This window comes from Enterobacter sp. ECC-249 (assembly GCF_043965265.1).
GTDB classification, from domain to species: domain Bacteria; phylum Pseudomonadota; class Gammaproteobacteria; order Enterobacterales; family Enterobacteriaceae; genus Enterobacter; species Enterobacter quasiroggenkampii.
In genome coordinates this window covers 2,910,858-2,932,764 of sequence record NZ_CP143660.1, presented here as the reverse complement: position 1 = coordinate 2,932,764, position 21,907 = coordinate 2,910,858, and the positions used below count along the sequence as shown (strand labels likewise).

Sequence of the window (21,907 nt, the reverse complement as noted above, 5' to 3'; positions counted from 1 at the left end):
ACTGAAAATATAAACGCCCCGTAATCGGGGCGAGAGCGGGAGCTAAACGAATTTCGCCAGCGGGTCCGCGGCGGCAAACGCGACCACTTTATCCGCTGCTGGGGGGTAGATCAGCTCGTTAGTGATGGCGATTTTGATCTTCTTCGCCTCGTCGCGGACGGATTTGACGGCCTGTTCCCAGCCCTCGGTATAAACCGCGCCCCACGCGCCTAAATCCAGGCAGGTAACATAGTTCACCTGACGATAAGGATATGGCGCGATGTTTAGCAGGCTGGCTGCCGCATTGTGTCCGGCAAATTTTCCAAGCTGGATCGCGTGCTGGCAGGTCATCAGCGCCGTGTTGCCCGCATCGTCTGTTTTGGCGTGCGCCATGTCGCCGGTGGCATAGATGTCCGGATGGGCTGGGACCTGCAACGACTCGGTAACGATAAGTCGCCCCTGGTTGTCACGTTCGCCGTCAATCTGCTGGCTTAGAGGGTTGGCCTCGACGCCAGCCGTCCAGACCACGGTAGAGGCGGCAATACGTTCGCCATTTTTTAAGATAACGCCGTTTGCGTCGATGGCTTCCACTTCACTGTTAAGACGCCATTCAACGCCCAGCTCGCGGCTTGCGTCTTCAATGGTCTTGCGCAAGGCTTCGCTGTAACGTCCACCGATAACTGCACCGCGTTCAACTACGACTACTTTAATCTTTGTATCTTCACCTAATCGAGAACGAATCCGTGCAGGGAGCTCGGTCGCCAGCTCAATGCCGGTGAAACCGCCGCCGCAGACCACAACGGTGTTACGTTCTGGTGAGGCAGGGCGTGAAGCGAGTGAATCCAGGTGCTGCTCAAATACCAGCGCCGATTCCAGCTGATCGATATCAAACGCGTATTCGACAAGCCCGGCAATGGGAGGGCGTTTGGTCTGGCTACCCGTTGCCAGCACTAAACGTTCGTAAGTCACCGAGGATGTCATCCCCTGATTATCACGCCATACCACCTTTTTTTCATGAGTATCAATATGTTCAGCACTTCCTGCAATAAACTCAATATCCAGCTCTGCGAACAGTTCGGTCAGCGGCGCGACAAGCGTTGATACCTTTTCTTCATAGAAGCGCGGGCGAACGCGCAGCTCAGGAACGGGCGCCAGCACGGCAATCTTAAGATTGTTTTTTCCTTCCAGCGCCGACAGGCGAGCGGCGCTGACCGCAGCCCACATACCGGAGAAGCCGCTACCCACAATTAAAATTTGCTTTTTCATACTCGATCCTTTTGATCGCCAGGCTCTGTACCTGACATAACTGCCACTATACTTGTCGGAGTTAACTGCGACAACTTCTTTCTGAGTTAAAAATCGTTATAATGGCCTGAACAGCAAACTGGGGTTAACCATGGCGTTTTACAGTTCCGGTGTGGAATACGGCATTCACAGCCTGATGTGTATGGTGGATGCAAAGGGTAATGAGCGGGAGATGAGCGTCAGGGAGATGGCTGCCCTTCAGGGCGTGCCGTATGATTATCTCGGTAAAATATTCACCCGCCTGTCGCGTGCCGGTCTGGTCATCAGTACGGAAGGCAAGGGTGGGGGCTTTAAGCTGGCGCGTCCGGCGGAACTGATCACCGTGCTGGACGTAGCACACGCCATCGACGGCGAGAAAAATATGTTTGAGTGCAGGGAGATACGCCAGCGGCTGGCCGTGTTTGATGAAACGCCGCCTGCATGGGTATGTGACGGTCCGTGCGGGGTGCGTTCGGTGATGGACAGCGCGCAGCAGCGAATGGAAGAGGAGTTAGCCCGACATACCATTCTCGATCTGGCGCGCAAAATGTACCGAAAAGCGCCGGACACGTTCCAGATTGAGGTGCAGGAGTGGATTTCGGACCGGCGTTCGTCGTAACAATACCGGGTAGGGCGAAGCCGCTACCCGGCGAAAGGTGTTTACGAGCGGAGATCAATGACCATACGGCCGCGGATCTGGCCCTGTTCCATCTCTTTAAAGATGGCGTTGATGTCCTCGATTGGACGCATAGTGACTTTCGGCACCACCTTACCTTCAGCCGCAAACTGGAAGGCTTCCTGCAGATCCTGACGAGTGCCAACCAGCGAACCCACTACCTGAATGCCGTCCAGCACCAGGCGAGGAATGTCGAGGCTCATCGCTTCCGGCGGCAGGCCAACCGCGACCACGCGGCCACCGGCGCGCACGGCATCAACGGCCGAGTTGAATGCTGCTTTTGCAACGGCAGTGACGACAGCGGCATGCGCGCCGCCGGTTTTCTCCTGCACAATTTTAGCGGCATCTTCGCTGCGGGAGTTGATGGTTAAATCTGCACCCATGCTGGCCGCCAGCTTCAGCTGTTCGTCGTTGACGTCAAGGGCGATGACTTTGGCGTTAAAGACGTTTTTGGCGTACTGCAGCGCGAGGTTGCCCAGCCCGCCCAGACCGTAAATCGCAATCCACTGGCCCGGTTTAATACCCGATACCTTCACCGCTTTGTAGGTGGTGACCCCGGCGCAGGTAATGCTGCTGGCTGCAGCGGATTCCAGACCGTCCGGCACTTTTACCGCGTAATCCGCGGTGACGATGCACTCTTCCGCCATGCCGCCATCAACGGAGTAACCGGCGTTTTTCACATCACGGCACAGAGTTTCATTGCCGGTATTACAGTATTCGCAGTGGCCACAACCTTCAAAAAACCAGGCCACGCTTGCGCGGTCGCCGACTTTCAGCGACTTCACGCCTGGGCCGACTTCTTTTACGATACCAATCCCTTCGTGGCCCAGGATAACCCCGGTTTTATCCCCAAAATCACCGTTCTTCACGTGGAGGTCGGTGTGGCATACGCCACAGCACTCCATCTTCAGCAGGGCTTCCCCGTGCTTAAGCGGGCGTAAAGTTTTTTCGGTGACATTAACCTGATGATCCTGAGTGACAACAGCAGCCTTCATGTGTATCTCCTTGTTCATGATAAGAATCTGCATAGCAGGTGTAGTACCTCTTAAGGATTAATACATTAGCCTGGTAATGCAAGACTGCAGCAACATAATGTCATCATTTGATTCGATTTCAGAATAAGAATACGGCGTTCCTCTAATAATTAAGGGGGAACATTCTGGCCCGGCGAGGCGCTCGCCGGGCGCAGACTTACAGCAGTGCTTCTATTTCCTCAATCTCTTTACGCCATTGCGCCTGCAGCTGCGGCTTTTGATGCTTTGGCTTACGCGCCAGATCGTCTTCCAGCAGCGTTTCCAGGGCGACCAGCCGCTCGAGCAGATCGTCATACGGTGAGGATTGAACCGCCGCAGTATCGATGACAGGCGCGGTGGGTGTCACCAGCCCCGCGCTTTCACGCAGGCGCTCAAACACCGCTTCTGCATCGTGCCACTCGCTCAGCTTTCCCTCTTCAATCAGCCAGAAACGATTGCAGCTTTGGCTAATTAACTGACGGTCATGGCTGACCAGCAGGACGCCGCCCTCAAACTGCTGAAGGGTTTGCGCCAGCGCCTCTTTGCCTTCCATGTCGAGGTGGTTGGTCGGCTCATCCAGCATCAGCAGGCTGTAGCGGGCAAGCGTCAGGCCAACGAACAGCAGGCGCGAGCGCTCGCCGCCGCTGAGCGTGCTGACCGTTTGCCCGTGACGCGCCCACGGGAAACCCGCGCTTATCAGCGCCATTTTGCGGTTCTGCGGATCCGGAGCGAAAGGCTCCAGCGCGTCAAGCAGCGTGGCGTTGTCCGGCAGCTGATTCAGCGTCTGGTCGTAATAGCCCGGCGACACGCGCGGGTGCAGCTTCAGCCCGTCGTGGGTCAGTTCATCGGTAAACTGTCGCCAGATAAGCTTCATCAGCGACGATTTACCGCAGCCGTTACGACCGACAATCGCCACGCGATCGCCGCTTTTTAACCGCGCAACGTCGATGCTGAACAATGCCGGCAGGCCAGGCGCAGGCGGTACGCCGAGGTTTTCCATCTCCAGCAGACGATCTGCCCGCAGCGCGTCGCCGCGCAGGGTTAACGTCCACTGGCTGCCTGCCGTGAGTTCCGTCTGGCTCTCCTTCAGCCGTTCGACCTGTTTTTCCATCTGTTTGGCTTTGCGGGCCAGGTCTTCGTTGTCGTAAACCTTGCCCCAGGTCGCCAGCCGCTTCGCGCTCGCGGTCACGCGGTCGATCTCCTTTTGCTCTGCCTTGTGGCGCTGGGCATCACTTTCATCCTTTGCTTCAAGCGCCTTGCGGGCGGCCGTGCAGGGAAGGGCGAAGTAGTGCAGCGTTTTGTCGCGCAGGATCCAGCTGCCGTTGGTGACGGCATCCAGCAGCTGTCGGTCATGCGAGACCAGCACGAAGCTGCCCGACCAGTTCTGTAGGAAGTGTTCCAGCCAGAGCATGGTCGGCAGGTCCAGGTGGTTGCTGGGTTCATCCAGCAGGAGCAGGTCCGGCTCGTGAATCAGCGCCCGCGCCAGCAGCAGGCGGGTGTGCTGCCCGCCGCTCAGGGTGGCGGATTGCAGCGCCATATCCTGCGGCGTGAAGCCCATGCTTGCCAGCAGCGTTTCGGATTTCCAGCGCAGGCTATCGCGCTCAGCAAAAGGCAGCTGCGCGAGTACCGCATCCAGCATCGTCAGCGGAAAAATAGCGTCCGGGAGATGTTGCTCCACGCGCGCCATCAGGCAGTGCCCGGCCAGCGCTACCGTTCCGGCGGCGGGGGAGTCCGTGCCGTCCAGCACCTTCAGCAGCGTACTTTTGCCGCAGCCGTTGTCGCCCAGCAGGCCAATGCGGTCGCCTTTTTTCAGCGTAAAGGAGAGTGAGTCGAAGAGCGTGCCAAACGCCGTATCAACGCGTAAAGATTGTGCAGTGAGTAAAGTGCTCATTGTTGCTTACCCAAGAGTTACAGGCATGTTTATGCCTCGTCAAACATCGCTGACGATAACTCAGTAAGCCCGAGAGAAGGGATTTCAGGGGTTGGTGTCTTCGCTCAAGCAGAAGTTATCGCAGCACGATACCGATAACGCTTGAGCTGGTGCGATCACCAAATGTATGTGAAACATTGAAAATTTCACGATACAGCATAATTGGCCTCCTTATATATTCAGTGGGTTAATGGATGAAAGGAGTGTAGCGGGGGAAAAGGAGTTTGGCTAGTGGGTATTCGATGGTTCGGTTTGTTGCCCTCACCCTAACCCTCTCCCAGAGGGAGAGGGGAAACACCCAGCCCGTAGGCCCGGTAAGCGAAGCGCCACCGGGCGATTGGGCCGCACCGCGTCTCCCACTGGGAGAGGGAACGGTCAAAGCGGATTAAATCGAAGTACGGCGATAGCTGCGGTATTCAGGCTTCCAGAAGTTGTCGTCGATGGCCTGCTGCAGCGCGTCGGCAGAGGTTTTCACCGCCACGCCCTGCTGCTGCGCCATTTTACCTACCGCAAACGCGATAGCGCGCGACACCTTGTGAATGTCTTTCAGCTCCGGCAGCACCAGCCCTTCACCGTTGTTGACCAGCGGCGAGTAGCCCGCAAGGGTTTCGCTCGCCGACATCAGCATCTCATCGGTAATGCGGGACGCGCCGGAGGCGATCACGCCCAGACCAATGCCAGGGAAGATGTAAGAGTTGTTGCACTGGGCGATCGGATAGGTTTTATCCTTCCACACCACCGGGTCGAAAGGGCTGCCGGTCGCGACCAGCGCGTTACCTTCGGTCCAGGCGATGATGTCCTGCGGCGTCGCTTCCACGCGGGAGGTCGGGTTGGAAAGCGGCATGACGATAGGGCGCTCGCAGTGCTTGTGCATCTCGCGAATAATCTCTTCGGTAAAGAGGCCGGTTTGCCCGGAAACGCCGATCAGAATATCCGGCTTCACGTTGCGCACCACGTCCAGCAGGGAAAGAACTTCGTTGTCGGTATCCCAGTTTTTCAGGTTCTCACGCTTCTGCACCAGCTTGTTCTGGAACGGCAGCAGGTTTGGCATAGCGTCGGTCAGCAGGCCGAAACGGTCGACCATAAAGACGCGGGAGCGGGCCAGCTCTTCGCTTAAGCCTTCGCGCTGCGTCTGGGCGATAATCTGCTCGGCGATACCGCAGCCCGCAGAGCCTGCGCCCAGGAAGACGATTTTCTGGTAGCTCAGCTGGCTGCCGGCTGCGCGGCTGGCGGCGATAAGCGTACCCACGGTCACGGCTGCGGTGCCCTGGATGTCGTCGTTAAAGGAGCAGATCTCATCGCGATAGCGGTTCAGCAGCGGCATCGCGTTTTTCTGCGCGAAGTCTTCAAACTGCAGCAGAACGTCCGGCCAGCGGTGCTTCACGGCCTGAATGAAATCGTCGACAAACTGATAGTACTCGTCGTCGGTAATACGCGGATGACGCCAGCCCATATAGAGCGGGTCGTTGAGCAGCTGCTGGTTGTTGGTGCCGACGTCCAGCACCACCGGCAGGGTATACGCCGGGCTGATGCCGCCGCAGGCGGTGTAGAGAGAGAGCTTACCGATTGGGATCCCCATCCCGCCAATGCCCTGGTCGCCGAGGCCGAGAATACGTTCGCCGTCGGTCACCACAATCACTTTGATATTGTGGTTCGGCACGTTCTGCAGAATGTCGTCCATGTTGTGACGGTTCTGATAAGAGATGAATACCCCGCGTGAACGACGGTAGATCTCTGAGAAGCGCTCGCACGCCGCACCCACCGTCGGGGTGTAGATCACCGGCATCATCTCTTCGAGATGGTTCTGCACCAGGCGATAGAAGAGGGTTTCGTTGGTGTCCTGGATGTTGCGCAGGTAGATGTGTTTGTCGATTTCAGTTTTGAAACCCTGGTACTGGATCCACGCGCGCTCTGCCTGTTCTTCAATGGTTTCAACCACTTCGGGCAGTAAACCCAGCAGGTTAAAGCTGCTGCGCTCTTCCATGCTGAAGGCGCTGCCTTTGTTGAGCAGGGGGAATTCGAGTAAAACCGGTCCGGCGTATGGGATGTATAAGGAACGATGTTTTTTCAGTTTGTTGTCCATGTCACTCACTCTTTTTATGAAGATCCGTCCCTGACACTGCTGTTTGTCATCTTTCTGGCCTGTGCGATGGGGTGCGGTCCGGCGGTATTATAAAGGAGCTAAATATTAATTACCGCAACACATAAACAAAAACACCATCGGGATTACCGATGGTGTTCTGGATCTCAGTCTGGAACTTACTTGCCGGCGTGGCGTTTTCTGCCGGTGGCGTGAGTGACTTGCGTTTCATGGTCGCCTTCAATCACCACTTTGCGCTGATTAGAAAGCTTGTAGTTCAGTCCCAGAATATGGCGTGCCTGACGGTTCGATTTCATATTAACTCCTCAATCCTGTTGATAGTTTTAAGGACCAGTTTGCTTACGCAAACGAAATGTAACCCCTTAGGTTGCAGATCCAGCTTAGCAGGTTTTTACAAGGGTGCGTTTTGCCCGCTGACGACGTAGTTAATGGTCTGCTGGTAGATGTCACTGAGGATGTCATTATCTGTGGATTCCACCCATTTGGTCAGTTCCATCAAAATGTCATCTTCAGTCACAGCACCGTGCTCGGCGTGAAGACCCTGTGCAATCGCGTTAACGAGTTCAGGTTGTGCTGCTGCGGTATTAGCCGGGTAATAAGTAAACATGCTGCCTCCGTGTCGTTGTCTGTTTAATGGTACGGCTCGCAAAAAATTTAATTCATAAACAGAATGGCAAATATTTTCCCGGTTGTGGCTCAGATTCATCTTAGAAATAAAAATGACATAAGTGTATGCTTTTGTGTGCTTTTGAAATGTGGGGGTAAATTGAAGTGGAGTTGAGAGGATATTAAGGCGGTGCTCCTGCTATCAAGAAAATATAGCAGGTGCAGATTTTAAATTACCACTTCATTTCGCCGGTATTCACCTTAGCGCTTAATTCCAGCGAGCTCTCTTCGGCCAGGTTCGGATACTGCTTTTTCAGGGTGCTGATGACGCCTGCGGAATCTTTATGAACGGCTAAAGCCTTTTCAAAGCGCTGCAGATAGTCACGGGTAAAATCAATCGCGCCCGTTCCGGCTGGCGGGGTTCCCAGATAGTGACCCGGGATCACGCGCTCGGGTTTGTGCGCCGCCATATTCACCAGCGTTTCCTGCCACTGCTTACGGCTTGCTGCCGTCTGGGTATCAGCCGTCCAGACGTGGATCCCCCAGGCTACACCGGTGCCGCCGAGGATAGTTTTCGCTGACGGGATCCACACATAGGCCGCGTAGCTGTCAGGCTGTTCGATATCGATCTTTTCTCCGTCCACCATAAACGTGGTGGAGACGAGCACCTGCGGGACGACCAGCTCGGTTGGCGCGCCGTCTTTCATCTGCGGACCCCAGAAGGCGAGCTTGGCGTCTTTGGTGGCCTTGATGTGGTCAACCACGTGCTGCGTGGCCACCACTTTGGCGTTCGGGAAGGCTTTGACCAGCGGCTGCAGGCCAAAATAGAAATCCGGATCGCCGGAGGTGATCACAATCTTGTTCAGTGTCTTACCGCTTTGACGAATTTTCTCTACCAGCGCTTCGCCATCCTTCACGCTGAACTGTGCGTCAAACAGCACCGCTTCTTTCGGGCCGGAAACCAGCGTGGAGGAGACAGCGAAAATGCCTTTCTCCTGCGGGTTATAGGTATCAATGCTCAGCGGCGCGGCAAAAACAGCCGGAGTAAAAAGCGTGGAAAGCAGGGCAATGTGAGTGAGTTTCATGCTGTTGTCTCTGTTGTTCAGGAATGTCTCTATTGTACGGATATTCGCATTTGCCAGAATTCCTGAAACAGGACATGCTTAGTTTCATAAATCGAGCAAATGGAGCTTATATGGATCGCGTTATTGCCGCTCAGGTTTACAACCGGATATGCGAGCTGGGAAGCTTGAGCGCGGCGGCCCGCGCGCTGGGTATTTCCCGACCGATGGTGAGCCGCTACCTTGAACAAATGGAGAAGTGGGCGGGTACACGTCTGGTAAATCGCTCCACGCGCAAGCTGACGCTGACCGCGGCAGGGGAAAAGGTGCTGCAAAAAACGCGGACGCTCACGCAGATATCGCAGGAAATCGAAGGCCAGTCGGAGAAAGATCTGCCGTCCGGCACCCTGCGGGTGGCGTGCGCGCACTTTACCGCGATGCACCTGATTGCGCCGGTACTGCCCAGTCTGCTCTCGCGTTACCCGCAGCTGCGCATTGAGCTCGACGTGAACAACCACCCGGTGAGCCTGGTAGGAGAGCGCATTGACGTCGCCGTGCGCATTACCGACAACCCCGAACCCGGCATGATCGCCCGCCGTCTGGGGGAGTGTCGCTCGGTGCTTTGCGCCTCGCCGGACTATCTGGCACAGCACGGCACGCCCGTCAGTCCTCAGGAGTTATCTCAGCATAACTGCCTGCACTACAGCTTTTTTGCCGGGCAGTCCTGGCACTTCCTGACGCCGGAAGGCGAAAGCCTGAGCGTGGCCGTCAGCGGCAACCTGAGCGCCAGCATCTCTTCGCTGCTGATGGACGCGGCGGTTAAGCACTGCGGTATCGCCATGCTGCCGGAGCGCGAAGCGCGTGCCGCGCTGGAGCAGGGATTGCTGGTGCCGGTACTGGAGGCGCTGGAGCCGAAACCGCTGGCCATCCATGGTATTTATCAGTCCCGTGAATACCAGCCTGCCGCGCTGCGGGTGTTCCTCGACGCGCTGGCACACCATTTACTCGGTGACTAAGACTCGTCTGTCTTCCCCGCAGAATCCGGACAGCCTTCTATACTTAACCCTTTGTAAGCCAAAAGGAGAGCAAGAATGACTATTCATAAGCACGGTTCGGCACACTGGTCTGGCGACATTAAGCGCGGTAAAGGGACGGTTTCCACCGAGAGTGGCGTTCTCAATCAGCAGCCTTATGGCTTTAACACCCGCTTTGAGGGCGAAAAGGGAACCAACCCGGAAGAGCTAATCGGCGCCGCACATGCGGCCTGCTTCTCAATGGCGCTGTCGCTGATGCTCGGCGAAGCGGGTTATACCGCCGATTCCATTGATACCACCGCGGACGTCTCGCTGGATAAAACCGACGGCGGCTTTGCCATCACGAAGGTTGCCCTGAAAAGCAAGGTCACCGTTCCCGGCATCGCTCCTCAGCAGTTCGACGGTATTATTCAGAAAGCCAAAGCGGGCTGTCCGGTATCGCAGCTCCTGAAGGCTGAGATTACGCTGGACTATAAGCTTAACTAAGCCACAGCCGGGTTTGCGCCCGGCTATCCCTTCAGCGCGGTAGGAAACACCTCCGCCAGCCAGGCGATAAATACCTTCAGTCTGTGCGTCAAATGCCGGTTCTGCGGGTAAACCACATGAAACGGATAGGCGGCAGGCCGCCAGTCGCCCAGAATCGCCGTCAGCGTACCCGCCCGTAAATACGCGTTTGCCGAATACTCAAACGTCTGAACGATCCCCAGCCCCGCCGCGGCAGCCGCCAGATGGGCATTACTTTCGTTTACCCCGAGATAATGCGGAATGTTGATTTCCAGCGCCTCGCCGTTCTGTCTGAAGCGAAACGGAAACGCCCGCCCGGTGACGGGCGAGAGATAGCTAATGAGCTTGTGGCCGTTGCACAGCTCCTGGGGATAGGCCGGAACGCCATGGTTTTTCAGGTAACCCGGCGTCGCGCAGGTGACCATTTCGGCGTTGCCAATATGGCGGGCGATGAGGGTCGAGTCGTTCAGCGGGCCGCCGCGAATCACACAGTCTACGTTACCGCTGATGAGATCCACCGGACGATCGGCTACCCCGAGGTCGATGCGGATTTCCGGATAACGCTGCATAAAATCCGGAAGCAGGGGGATGAGCACGTCCCGGGCGGTGGAGCCCCCCACGTCAATCCGCAAATGACCCTTTGGCGTCGCGCGGGAAACGCGAAACGCGGTGTCGATATCTTCGATATCGATCAAAACCCTGAGCGCTTTTTCATAGTAATCCGCCCCTTCAGGCGTCGCGACCACCCGGCGCGTCGTTCGGTGCAGGAGACGTATCTCCAGATGCGCCTCAAGCGATTTCACCAGCTTGCTCAGGGTGGCGATGGGCATGTTTAGCGAGTCCGCCGCGCGGGTAAAGCTGCCGGTTTCCACCACCCGGGTAAAAGCGCGCATCGCCATTAGCTGGTCCATTAGGCTCCCCTGATTATTTCTGTGTGTGAATAGTCATTTTCATTTTTGCCGGTTTTTCACTAATCCCGCAAGGGCTAAAGTTTGTCCAACGCAAACCCAGCAAAAGGTAAATGACATGAACACGACTCTCTCAGGAAAAATTGCACTGGTCACCGGCGGCAGCACCGGCATCGGTCTTGCTACGGCGCAGGAGCTGGCGGCCCAGGGCGCTAAGGTATACATCACCGGACGTCGTCAGGCCGAGCTGGACGCGGCGGTGGCTGAAATTGCTTCAACGGCAGTGGGTATTCGCGCTGACGTGTCAAAACTGGCGGACCTGGACGAGGTCTATGCCCGGATAGCCAAAGAAGAAGGCCGCCTCGATATTTTGTTCGCCAATGCGGGTGGCGGCGATATGCTGCCGCTGGGCGCAATAACCGAAGAGCAGTTTGACCGGGTTTTCGGCACCAACGTTCGCGGGGTGCTGTTCACGGTACAGAAGGCGCTGCCGCTGCTGTCCGCCGGATCCTCGATTATTCTGACCGGCTCGACGGTGTCCATTAAGGGTACGGCAAACTTCAGCGTCTACAGCGCCAGCAAAGCCGCCGTGCGCAACTTTGCCCGCTCCTGGGCGCTGGATTTACAGGGCCGTGGGATCCGCGTCAACGTGGTCAGCCCGGGCCCGATCAAAACCCCCGGCCTCGGCGATCTGGTGCCGGAAGAACATCGTCAGGGGCTGTACGACGCGCTGGCCGCTCAGGTGCCGCTGGGGCGTTTAGGCGCGCCGGGTGAGGTGGGTAAAGCGGTGGCGTTTCTGGCCTCCGACGCGGCCAGCTTTATTAACGCCACCGAGCTGTTCGTGGACGGTGGGATGGCGCAAATTTAGCCCAGACTGCGCCAGCAGCGCACGTCACGGCCCTCGCGAGAGGGCCGTAACGGCTGAGGACGTTCGCACCCCTGCGCGGCCATCGGGCATCGGTCACGGAAAAAACAGCCTTCGGGCAGGCGGCGGTTGCCGGGAAGCTCCGTTTTGCGTAAGGCCAGCGTCTCATCCAGCGGTTCACCGGTGCGGGGAACCGAATCGAGCAGCAGACGGGTGTAAGGATGGCGCGGCTCGCCAAGCACCTGCGCGGCGCTGCCCAGCTCCACAATCTGCCCGAGGTACATCACCGCCACGCGGTCGCTCATGTGTCTGACCACCGAGACGTTATGCGAGATCAATACGTAGGTCAGATTACGCTGCCGTTGCAGGGTCACCAGCAGGTTGAGGATCTGCGCCTGAACGGAGATATCCAGCGCGCTGGTGGGTTCATCGAGCACGATGATATCCGGATCGGACGAGAGCGCCCGGGCGATGGCAATGCGCTGGCGCTGCCCGCCGGAGAAGGCGTGCGGAAGCCGTTCGAGATATTCCGGGCGAATGCCCACCTGTAGCGCCAGGTTTTCAGCCAGCTGACGGCGTTCGCGCTCGCTGCTGCGCTTTTGCACCCACACCGGCTCGGTGATAATGCGCCAGACCGGCAGGCGCGGGTCGAGCGAGGAGAGCGGATCCTGAAACACCATCTGCATGCCGCCCGCACGGTGCGTCCGCTGACAGGCGCCGGTGCTGGGCTTAAGCATGCCCATCAGCAGCTGGGCCAGAGTGCTTTTCCCGCAGCCGGACTCCCCGACAATGCCCAGCGTTTCTCCCCGACGGATCTCAAGGTCGAGCCCGTTGAGCGCGTGGACTTTTTCCGTCACGCGGCCCAGCCAGTTTTTACGTGCCGCAAAATTGACGTGAACGCTTTCCAGTTCCAGCAGTACATCAGACATGGACTTTCTCCCGTTGTGGATACCAGCAGGCAGCCTGTTGGCCTTCTGCGCCATGGGGCTGCAGGCGCGGCGTTTCGCTGCATTTCACCCCGGCGGCAAAGCAGCGCTCGCGGAACGCGCACCCCTGCGGTAGCTGGCTGAGGTTGGGCACCGTGCCGGGAATGGCGGGAAGCGGGGCGCGCGGTTGGCCGTTTTCCGGCGCGCACTGCAGCAGGCCGATGGAATAGGGATGCACAGGCTGGTGGATCAGCGTTTGCGTGGCACCGCTCTCGATCACGCTGCCCGCATACATCACGTACATTCTGTCGCAGAGCTGGGACACCACGGCCATATCGTGGCTGATAAACAGCACCGAGGTGCCGCTGGCCCGTGCCTTGTGCTTCAGCAGGCGCAGCACCTGAAGCTGGACGGTAACGTCCAGCGCGGTGGTCGGTTCGTCGGCGATAATCAGCTCCGGCTCGCAGGAGAAGGCAAGGGCGATCATCACCCGCTGGCGCATGCCGCCGGACAGTTCAAACGGATAGCGCGCCATGACCTCTTTCGCATCCGGGATTTGCATCTCTTCCAGCAGGGTAATCGCCTTCTGCTGCGCCTCACGGCGGGAAAGCGGCTGATGCTGGCGGATCACCTCCACCATCTGTTTGCCTATTCGCCGCGTCGGGTTGAGGGCGGTCATGGGCTCCTGAAAAATCATCGCGACCTTTGCGCCGCGCCACTGGCGAAGCTGTTTCTCGGACGCCGTCAGGACGTTCTCGCCGAGTAATTTCACCTGACCATGATGAATGCGGTAGCTGCCTTCCGGCAGCAGACGCATGGCGAGCATGGCGGTCACCGATTTACCTGAACCGGATTCGCCCACCACGCCGACAATTTCCCCCCTGCCGATCTCCAGCGAGACGTGGTTCAGCGCGTGGACCTCGCCGCGAAAAATCGGGAAGCTCAGATGCAGGTCTTCAATCTTGAGTACCGGGTCGATTATCACTGTTTACCTCCCGATTTCGGGTCCAGCAGATCGCGGATGCCGTCCCCAAACAGGTTAAAGCCCACGGCGGTAATCAAAATCGCCGCACCGGGAAACGCGCAGTACCACCACTGGTCCAGAACGTAGTTACGTCCGACGGCCACCATCGCGCCCCACTCGGCGGTCGGCTGCTGCGCACCAAGGCCAATAAACCCCAGCGTGGCGGCCATCAGAATGGCGCTGCCGATGTCCAGCGACGCCTGCACGATCAGCGGCGGCAGGGCGTTGCGCAGGATATGCCAGCGGATCAAATGCCAGCGGGAGGCGCCAAACGTGCGGGCGGCCTGCACGTAGGTAAACTGGCGCACCACCAGGGTTTGCCCGCGTCCCAGGCGGACGTAAAACGGAATGCGGACAATCGCAATCGCCAGCATGGCGTTAAACAGGCTCGGCCCGAGCGCGGCGGCCAGCGCCATGGTCAGCACCAGGGAAGGAATGGAGAGCATAATGTCCATCACCCGCATGATAATGGCGTCGCCGCGCCCGCCGAGCACGCCGGACAGACAGCCCAGCAGCGAGCCGATGCCGCCCGCAATTACCACCACCGCCAGTCCGGCGGTAATGGACTGCTGGCTGCCCGCCAGCACGCGGCTGAACAGATCGCGGCCCACCTCGTCGGTACCAAACCAGTGCTGCCCGGAAGGCGCCTGCAGGCGCGCGGTCAGATCCAGCGCGTTCGGGTCGTGCGGCACGATCCACGGTGCGGCCACCATAATGAAAAGCATCACGAGCATAATGACGCCGCCAACGATCGTGAGCGGGCTTTTACGCAGCATCCAGAACAGCTTTGCCCAGTTGATGCGTTGTCTGACGGGTTTAACCGGGACGGGCGTTTCCTGCGTTAACATCATTCGGCACCTCCGCGCCCGATTCGCGGGTCAATCCACAGGTAAAGCAGATCGACCACCAGATTAACCAGCACGTAGGCCAGCGAAACAACGACGGCAAAGCCCATCACGGCAGGGAAATCGAGCGCCTGAATGGACGTCACCACCCAGGCGCCCATGCCCGGCCAGGCAAAGACGGTTTCGGTCAGCACGGCGCCGTACAGCAGATCCCCCAGCGCCAGCCCGAGCACGGTAATCGACGGGATCATCGCATTCGGCAGGGCGTAGCGCAGGACGATATACCAGCCGGGCAGGCCGCTGGCGCGGGCCGTGCGAATGTAGTCTTCGCCAAGCTGCTCCAGCATTGCGGAACGGACCTGCCGCGCCACAATGCCCAGGTGAACAAACGCCAGCGTCAGCGAGGGCAAAATCAGGTGCTGCAGCGCATTGAAAAAGACCTCACCGTTGCCTTCCAGCAGGGCATCCAGCAGATAAAAGCCGGTGACGTGCGTCGGCGGGTCGAGCCAGTCGTCCAGCCTGCCGCCGCCCGGCAGGATCTGCAGGTGCCCGTAGAACAGCACGATGACGCCCAGACCGAGCCAGAAGGCAGGAGTGGAGATCCCGGTCATCGCCATTAAACGCACCAGGTGATCCAGCCAGCGGTTGCGGTACACCGCCGACAAAATCCCCAGCGGCACGCCGATGACCAGCGCCAGCAGCAGGGAACAAAAGGCCAGCTCCAGCGTGGCGGGGAAAAAGGCCTTCAGGTCCTCGGCGACCGGACGGCCGGTCCGGATGGAGGTGCCTAAATCACCGTGGGCCAGGGCGTCCACGTAGCGGCCAAACTGAACGTACAGCGGCTGATCCAGCCCCAGCTGCTGGCGAATGTTCTGCACGATATCGTCGCTGGCGCGGTCGCCGGCCAGCAGACGGGCCGGATCGCCGGGGATCAGATGCGAAATAATAAAAGTGATAATACAGACACCGGCCACCACCAGGAGTAACCCCCAGCAGCGCTGGCGCACGATGCTCCAGAACGTCATACCCTTTCCCCCGGCGATAACCGTTATTTACTCATGGTGGCGATGTTGAACACCTGCTCGAGCATTGGATTAAAGGTGAAGCCTTTGACCTCTTTGTTCATCGCCAGCTGGTAGTTCTTCTGGAACAGATAAACGTAGGCCGCCTCGTCGATAACCACCTTCTGCGCCTGCTGATAATCTTTAGTCCGTTCCGCCTGGTCGGTGGTTTTCAGCGCCGCCTGCAGCAGGGAATCGACCTCTTTGTTCTCATAGAACGAACGGTTGCCCGGCAGACCTTTCTTGTCCGATTCGAACCAGTAGTTCATGAACATGTACGGGTCGGCAAAGTCCGGGCTCCAGTTGCCGATGGCGATGTCGTAATCGCCTTTGCCGACGCGGTCGCGCATGGTGGCGTTAGCCAGCTTTTCCAGCTTGACGTTAATGCCGATCTTGCCAAGGCTGGCCTGCGTTGAGAGCGCGATAGGCTCCCAGTTAGGATCGTTGTCCGAGTAGAGGAAAGTCAGGCTGGCGGGTTTGTCTTTGACTTTCTCCAGCGCCGCTTTGGCTTTCGCCTCGTCGAGGCTGTACTGCATTGCCGTGGCGTCAAAGCCCCACATGCCTTCCGGGATCGGGCCGCGCATCTGCTTGCCGTTGCCGCTCAGAATGCCTTTCACCATCCCCTGATAGTCCGTCGCCCAGGAGACCGCTCGGCGTAAATCGACCTGATTGAGCGGCGCTTTGCTGTTGTTGAGGTAGAGATAGGTCACGCGCAGGGACGGATATTCGGCGACGGCGACTTTCCCTTCCTGCTTCAGGGCCGACAGCTGATCGACCGGCAGGGAGTCGGCAATGTCCAGGTCACCGCGGGAAAGCTGCAGACGACGCGACGCGCTCTCACCGATAATTTTCACCGAGACGCGCTTGAAGTGCGGCTTGTCGCCCGACCAGTGCGGGTTTGGCACCAGCACCAGCTGCTGGCCTTTCTGCCAGCTCTTCAGCATAAACGGCCCGGAGCCGGCGGTGTTTTGCGCCAGATAGCCGCGCGCGTCGTCCGCGGCATTGGCCTTCAGCACCGTCGGGTTAATGATGGAGGCGCCGTCGTTCGCCAGGGTGTAGAGGAAAGGCGCGAACGGCTGGCTGAGGGTGAACTTCACCGTATGGTCATCCACGGCATCAATTTTCAGATCTTTGGGAAAGGCTTCTGACGGCCCCTGGCTGAGCTTCAGCAGGCGCTCAAAAGAGAGTTTGACCGCCTCGGCGGTGACCGGCGTGCCGTCGGAAAATTTGGCGTTATCCGCCAGGGTAAAGGTCCACTCTTTCTGGTCGTCGGAGGCTTTCCAGCCCGTCGACAGATCGCCTTCCACCTCGGTTGAGCCTGGCTTGTATTTGACCAGACGCTGGTAGGATGGATAGGTGACGGTCCAGTCGTTGTTATCAATGGTGATGGCCGGATCGAGCGTTTGCGGGTCGGCGGCTTTACCAATGACCAGCATGTCTTTCGGGACGGCAGCCAGCGCCAGCGGTGCGCTCAGGGCCAGCGCGGCGGCAATGACGGTCGAGAGAAGCGATGTTTTCATGGCAGTGCTCCAGGTTTAAAGAGGGGTGTGCGTCAGGGGAAAACAGGCAAAACGGTCCTCAAGCAGCGGGTAGCTGGCGGCGTTCGGCAGTTCGAAGTGCCACCATTCGCTGCCGATCCCGACAAAACCGCCGCCGAACATGATGGCGTTCAACAGCAGACGGTTGCGCTGGGCGTGCGGCGGCACGGAAGGGTGATACGGATGCGAGCGGTCATGCATTTCGTCAAAACCGGCGCCCATATCCAGCACGGCGTTATGCTCGTCCATCAGGGTCACGTCGATGGCCGTGCCGCGACTGTGGTTGGAGCCTATCGCCACGTCGACCACGTATTCCGGATTCGGGCAGGCCTCCCACAACTGGGCCTGCGCCTGCTGCGGCCGATAGGCGTCGTAGACCACCAGCTTCAGTCCGGCCAGCGTGGCAATGCTGATGGCTTTTGCCAGCGCGGTGGCCGCGTCGGTATGCAGCAGGCACAGCGCCTCCTGGTAAATCGGGCGGCCGGTAATATTGTCGGCGGTGGCGTACTTCAGATCGATATGCAGCGTGGGGAACGTCTTCGCCACATCAATCAGTTCACTCTCTACGGGCATAGCTCCGCTCCTTTAGCGTTCGAATTGACCAAACTCTTGTTGTAATTGTCGGTTTACCGCCAGGCGCGCCGGGAGCGCATCACCCAGCGCTTCCACCACGCCCGACAGCAGCAGGTTGAACAGGCAGCTCACGGGGGCAAGTGAATCCCAGAAATGACCGGTATCGGTTTTCACCTGCAGTAAATCAATCGGGTAATCCCGCGCCCACGGGCACCAGATATCGGTGATTAAGGCCAGCGGAATGCCTTTCTCGCTCGCGACGCGGCAGTACTGTCGGGCCATCGTGGAGTAGGTGCGCGTATCGGTCAGCACGACATAAGGGTGCGCAAACCCGGAGTTCAGGGATTCCACCCAGCTACCGGATGCCCCTTCGGAGTAGCTCACCCGCGGGCGGAGGTATTCAAGGTGGCTGAAGAAGGCGTTGGCGATCCCGCGCGTGGACTGGATCCCCAGCACAAAGACCGCGTCCGCGTGGGCCAGATGGTGTACCACCTGGCGGAAGGCGTCCGTTTGCGCCAACTGATACACCTGCGTGATGGCGTCCACTTCCAGCGAAAGGGCGTGCTGAAGGCGATTGGGCAGGGGGCGCTGCTGCTGCCAGGAGTCGAGGCGCTCGTTCATGCCCCAGGGCTGATACGGATCGCGCAGGCTCTTTTTGGCATCCTCAAGGTTGCGATACCCCAGCTTGCGGAGAAAGCGTCCGACGGTAATCCCGCTGGTTCCGCTCGCCAGCCCGACGCTCTCCGCCGTTTCAAACGGGATTTGCGCGGCGTGCGCCAGCAGCCAGCTTCCGACCCGCTTTTCGCTGGGGGTCAGCTGGCTGAAGGTCGCTTCGATACGGCTCAACATCTCAGGTTTCGTCGTCATACCGCCTCGCTGTTAACAGGCTGTCAATGGCCGAAATTGTGTTACCTGGTTAACAATGCATGACGCGTGCCATTTTCACAGGCGGGTCAAAACCCGCTGCGTAGTAAACTTCATGCAATATTTGGTTAACCAATGATCAACATTTGTGCATCGTAGTTCACTTTTGGTGCACTGGCTGACCGGACAGGTATGAATTTGGTGAATACGTCAGGCCGTTCACATTTTTGATAAGATAGAAGCACTGAGAACATAAAAGGGATCCCTCATGGCGAATTTGCCCTGGCGAGTCAGCGTGCGCCTGATCGCGCTTGCAAAGAAAACAGGAATGGTCGTGGGGATCGTCCTGATCGTCCTGCTGGCGGTGCGGGTGTATCTCTCGCAGCAGGGGCCGGAACTGCATCTGTGGCACACCTGGCGGGCGGACGAGATGTCCGTGCGCGAGCTCGACAAAGCCGATTTTGCCGGGTATCAGGCCCGGGAAAAGGCGATTTTCACCGATCTGGATAACGCGGTGACGGCGAAAACAGCGGGCGAGGAGCAAACCCCGTTAAACCGCTACTACCGCCAGAGCCTGGTGTGGCCCGGTCAGTTTGCCCCCGATGCCAACCGCTCCTTTGTGCTGATGCCGGCCGGAAAGCCGCGCGGCGCGGTGGTGCTGCTGCACGGGCTGACGGATTCGCCTTACAGCGTCAGGCGCCTTGCCGTGAACTACCAGCAGCACGGCTTTGTGGCCGTGGTCCCGCGTCTTCCCGGACACGGCACCGCGCCCGGTGCGCTGACGGACGTTGACTGGGAGATGTGGCTGGCTGCCACGCGTCTTGCCGTACGGGAAGCCACGCGCCTGGCGGGTGAGGCTGTACCTCTGCATCTGGTGGGTTATTCCAACGGTGGGGCGCTGGCGATGAAATATGCCCTCGATGCGCTGGACGCGCCCGCGCTACGTAAACCGCAGCAGGTGATCCTGCTCTCACCGATGATCGGCGTGACGGCCTTTGCGCGGTTTGCCGGCTTCGCCGGACTACCGGCGCTGCTGCCACCGTTTGCCAAAGCGGCATGGCTGAATATCGCCCCGGAATATAATCCGTATAAATACAATTCGTTCCCGGTCAACGCCGCCCGCCAGTCGTGGCTGCTGACGAAGGCCCTGCAGGAGCAGATTGGCCGCGCGGCGCGGGAAAACAGGCTGGCGAATTTGCCGCCGGTACTGGCGTTCCAGTCGGTAATGGACTCCACGGTCAGCACCCGCGCGGTGGTCAGCGCCCTGTTTGACCAGCTTCCGGCAAACGGCAGCGAGCTGGTAGTGTTTGATATCAACCAGGCCGCGAGCTTCCGTCCGCTCTTCAAACCGTCATCATGGACGGCCACCTCGGCGCTGCTGCCGGTCGCTCAGAGACGTTACGGTGTCACGATTGTCACCAATGCTGGCGAGCACAGTTTCTCGACGGTGGCGAAAATAACCCCGGCAGGCAGCACGCAGGAGACGGTCGTGCCGCTTGCCCAGTCCTGGCCGCAGGATGTCTATTCCCTGTCGCACGTTGCCGTGCCGTTCCCGCCGGATGACGATCTTTATGGCCGCGATCCTGGGGTGAAAAACCGCTACGGCATCAGTCTCGGAACGATTGCGCTCTGGGGCGAAACCTCCGTATTGAGCGTCGGAAAAGAGGCGCTGATGCGGGTCACCTCGAACCCGTTTTATGACTATATGCAGGATAGGATTAACAGCCGGATCGGGGACGGGGAAAAGTAACGTTCCCCTGTGGCGTGAATATGTTAGGTCGCATTGATTAAGTATGTTAAATAGAAGCTTCAAGGCACCTCTTTTTCTCATCGGAACCCATTTTTGTGCTGACGACTCTGATTTACCGAAGCCAGTTGAATTTATCCCGCCCGTCCACCGAACTGCGGGAGCTGGTGGAGCGCGCCAGGGGCCGCAACACAAAACTGGATATTACCGGCGTCCTCCTGGCTAAAGGGAACGACGTTCTGCAAATCCTCGAAGGGTCCGAAGAGAGTGTGGTCAAACTGTTCCATACCATCCGTGAGGACAAGCGGCACAGCGGGGTGGTAGAACTGCTGCGGGACTATGGTCCGCGCAGACGCTTCGAAAACGTCGGTATGCTGCTGTTCGATCTGCAAACGCAGTCTCCGAAAGAGGTGCTGCAGTCGGTGCTGCGTTACAGCAAGCTGGACAGCTATCTCACCTCCGACGATCGGGTGTTCAAATTTATTCAGACCTTTATAACCGGTAAACGTCCGGTCCCGTCGGGGGCACGCTACACCGCGGACAAATGGACGCTCTCGACCGAAACGCTACCCTTTGGCGAACACCTGGGCCTGATTGCCGGGCAAACCTGCCAGTTTGCGCTGCAGCCTATTGTCGAGCCCTCGGAAGGGAAGATCAGCTCCCTTGAGGCGCTTATCCGTAGCAACGACGGCGGCAGCCCGGAGCATTTCTTCAGCACTGTCGACCCGGACAGAATCTACGAAGTCGATCTCCAGACAAAAGCCTATGCCTTTGCGCTGGCGGAAAAGCTGGGCATTGGCAGCCATAAAATCGCGGTAAACCTGCTGCCCATGTCGCTGGTGAATGTCCCCGGCGCCGTGGAATTTCTGGTCGATGAGATTAAGAAACATGGCCTGCAGCCGGAGCAGGTGGTTATTGAAGTCACTGAAAACGAGATGATCTCCGGGTTCAACCAGTTTAACAGCGCGATTAAGCAGCTTCGCGGTGAGGGGATTGGCCTGGCGATCGATGATTTTGGCTCGGGCTATGCCGGGCTTTCGCTGCTTACCCGCTTCCAGCCGGACAAAATTAAAATCGACCGTGAGATTGTCAGCAACATCCACCTGAGCGGCCCCAAACAGGCGATTGTGCGCTCCATCATCAGCTGCTGCTCCGATCTTGAAATCACCCTGGTGGCGGAAGGCATCGAGAAAATAGAGGAGTGGTGCTGGCTCGAATCTGCCGGGATCCGCCGCTTTCAGGGGTTTCTCTTTGCCCGGCCGCAGCTGAATGGCGTCGGCGATATCCACTGGCCGCACCTGGTGCGTTAAGTCAAATTTTCCTCCCGTTATTTCCCCTTTGCCCGGCCTGTGCTTAAATAGCTAAATC

21 protein-coding genes are annotated in these 21,907 nt (G+C 58.5%); 6 read left to right on the top strand and 15 right to left on the bottom strand.

Features of this window, described 5'->3' with window-relative positions; all coding sequences use genetic code 11:
* Window positions 1-42: 42 nt before the first annotated feature.
* A complete protein-coding gene (locus V1587_RS14055; RefSeq protein WP_371898168.1) occupies window positions 43-1,245 on the bottom strand; it encodes an NAD(P)/FAD-dependent oxidoreductase in 1,203 nt (400 codons plus the stop codon).
* A 130-nt stretch (window positions 1,246-1,375) separates the two neighbouring features.
* On the opposite strand from V1587_RS14055, the gene V1587_RS14050 reads away from it, so the two are divergent.
* Window positions 1,376-1,882, top strand: a complete 507-nt coding sequence (locus tag V1587_RS14050; RefSeq protein ID WP_371898167.1) for an Rrf2 family transcriptional regulator — start codon at window positions 1,376-1,378, stop codon at window positions 1,880-1,882.
* 41 nt (window positions 1,883-1,923) lie between these two features.
* On the opposite strand, the gene adhP is transcribed toward V1587_RS14050, so the two are convergent.
* The 6 genes from adhP to V1587_RS14020 form a co-directional block, all read right to left on the bottom strand.
* A complete protein-coding gene (gene adhP / locus V1587_RS14045) occupies window positions 1,924-2,934 on the bottom strand; it encodes an alcohol dehydrogenase AdhP (RefSeq protein WP_023311899.1) in 1,011 nt (336 codons plus the stop codon).
* A 196-nt stretch (window positions 2,935-3,130) separates the two neighbouring features.
* Window positions 3,131-4,843, bottom strand: coding sequence for an ABC-F family ATP-binding cassette domain-containing protein (locus tag V1587_RS14040; protein ID WP_371898166.1), 1,713 nt, complete (start codon window positions 4,841-4,843; stop codon window positions 3,131-3,133).
* Between the two features lie 424 nt (window positions 4,844-5,267).
* Window positions 5,268-6,965 carry an NAD-dependent malic enzyme gene (locus V1587_RS14035; protein WP_023311897.1) on the bottom strand — a complete coding sequence of 566 codons (1,698 nt, stop codon included), beginning with the start codon at window positions 6,963-6,965 and terminating at the stop codon, window positions 5,268-5,270.
* Between the two features lie 176 nt (window positions 6,966-7,141).
* Entirely contained in the window at window positions 7,142-7,279 is a 138-nt protein-coding gene (gene sra / locus V1587_RS14030; protein WP_008501714.1) for a stationary-phase-induced ribosome-associated protein, read from the bottom strand.
* 95 nt (window positions 7,280-7,374) lie between these two features.
* Window positions 7,375-7,590 carry a biofilm-dependent modulation protein gene (gene bdm, locus V1587_RS14025; RefSeq protein ID WP_013096534.1) on the bottom strand — a complete coding sequence of 72 codons (216 nt, stop codon included), beginning with the start codon at window positions 7,588-7,590 and terminating at the stop codon, window positions 7,375-7,377.
* A gap of 232 nt (window positions 7,591-7,822) precedes the next feature.
* Window positions 7,823-8,674, bottom strand: coding sequence for a Vmh family MBL fold metallo-hydrolase (locus V1587_RS14020; RefSeq protein WP_395314388.1), 852 nt, complete (start codon window positions 8,672-8,674; stop codon window positions 7,823-7,825).
* A gap of 110 nt (window positions 8,675-8,784) precedes the next feature.
* On the opposite strand from V1587_RS14020, the gene V1587_RS14015 reads away from it, so the two are divergent.
* Together V1587_RS14015 and V1587_RS14010 are read left to right on the top strand one after the other, a co-directional pair.
* On the top strand, window positions 8,785-9,666 hold the full coding sequence (locus V1587_RS14015; RefSeq protein WP_371898164.1) for a LysR family transcriptional regulator: 882 nt from the start codon (window positions 8,785-8,787) through the stop codon (window positions 9,664-9,666).
* 75 nt (window positions 9,667-9,741) lie between these two features.
* The gene (locus V1587_RS14010; RefSeq protein WP_023311893.1) at window positions 9,742-10,170 is read left to right on the top strand and encodes an OsmC family protein; all 429 of its coding nucleotides are present in this window, start codon (window positions 9,742-9,744) and stop codon (window positions 10,168-10,170) included.
* Window positions 10,171-10,193: 23 nt separating this feature from the next.
* Here V1587_RS14010 and V1587_RS14005 read toward each other — a convergent pair whose 3' ends face one another.
* Window positions 10,194-11,099, bottom strand: a complete 906-nt coding sequence (locus tag V1587_RS14005; protein ID WP_371898163.1) for a LysR substrate-binding domain-containing protein — start codon at window positions 11,097-11,099, stop codon at window positions 10,194-10,196.
* A gap of 115 nt (window positions 11,100-11,214) precedes the next feature.
* Here V1587_RS14005 and V1587_RS14000 point away from each other — a divergent pair, with 115 nt between their 5' ends.
* On the top strand, window positions 11,215-11,964 hold the full coding sequence (locus V1587_RS14000) for an SDR family NAD(P)-dependent oxidoreductase (RefSeq protein ID WP_371898162.1): 750 nt from the start codon (window positions 11,215-11,217) through the stop codon (window positions 11,962-11,964).
* Here V1587_RS14000 and V1587_RS13995 read toward each other — a convergent pair.
* The 7 genes from V1587_RS13995 to V1587_RS13965 are packed head-to-tail and all read right to left on the bottom strand — an operon-like array spanning window position 11,961 to window position 18,795.
* Complete coding sequence (locus tag V1587_RS13995) at window positions 11,961-12,890, bottom strand: ABC transporter ATP-binding protein (protein ID WP_371898161.1); 930 nt, start codon at window positions 12,888-12,890, stop codon at window positions 11,961-11,963. The genes V1587_RS14000 and V1587_RS13995 overlap by 4 nt on opposite strands.
* Window positions 12,883-13,869, bottom strand: coding sequence for an ABC transporter ATP-binding protein (locus V1587_RS13990; RefSeq protein WP_371898334.1), 987 nt, complete (start codon window positions 13,867-13,869; stop codon window positions 12,883-12,885). Before V1587_RS13990 ends, V1587_RS13995 begins: the two co-directional genes overlap by 8 nt.
* Window positions 13,869-14,762 carry a D,D-dipeptide ABC transporter permease gene (gene ddpC / locus V1587_RS13985; RefSeq protein ID WP_371898160.1) on the bottom strand — a complete coding sequence of 298 codons (894 nt, stop codon included), beginning with the start codon at window positions 14,760-14,762 and terminating at the stop codon, window positions 13,869-13,871. Before ddpC ends, V1587_RS13990 begins: the two co-directional genes overlap by 1 nt.
* Window positions 14,759-15,781: an ABC transporter permease gene (locus V1587_RS13980; RefSeq protein ID WP_371898159.1), complete on the bottom strand. Its 1,023-nt coding sequence runs from the start codon at window positions 15,779-15,781 to the stop codon at window positions 14,759-14,761. The genes ddpC and V1587_RS13980 overlap by 4 nt, the downstream gene beginning before the upstream one ends.
* Before the next feature lie 23 nt (window positions 15,782-15,804).
* Complete coding sequence (locus V1587_RS13975; protein ID WP_371898158.1) at window positions 15,805-17,337, bottom strand: ABC transporter substrate-binding protein; 1,533 nt, start codon at window positions 17,335-17,337, stop codon at window positions 15,805-15,807.
* Window positions 17,338-17,352: 15 nt separating this feature from the next.
* Window positions 17,353-17,928, bottom strand: coding sequence for a D-alanyl-D-alanine dipeptidase (ddpX, locus tag V1587_RS13970; protein WP_371898157.1), 576 nt, complete (start codon window positions 17,926-17,928; stop codon window positions 17,353-17,355).
* Between the two features lie 12 nt (window positions 17,929-17,940).
* Window positions 17,941-18,795 carry a MurR/RpiR family transcriptional regulator gene (locus tag V1587_RS13965; RefSeq protein ID WP_045410261.1) on the bottom strand — a complete coding sequence of 285 codons (855 nt, stop codon included), beginning with the start codon at window positions 18,793-18,795 and terminating at the stop codon, window positions 17,941-17,943.
* Between the two features lie 265 nt (window positions 18,796-19,060).
* Here V1587_RS13965 and V1587_RS13960 point away from each other — a divergent pair, with 265 nt between their 5' ends.
* Window positions 19,061-20,542: an alpha/beta hydrolase gene (locus V1587_RS13960; protein ID WP_371898155.1), complete on the top strand. Its 1,482-nt coding sequence runs from the start codon at window positions 19,061-19,063 to the stop codon at window positions 20,540-20,542.
* 95 nt (window positions 20,543-20,637) lie between these two features.
* Window positions 20,638-21,849, top strand: a complete 1,212-nt coding sequence (locus V1587_RS13955) for a diguanylate phosphodiesterase (protein ID WP_371898154.1) — start codon at window positions 20,638-20,640, stop codon at window positions 21,847-21,849.
* The last annotated feature ends 58 nt before the right edge of the window (window positions 21,850-21,907 follow it).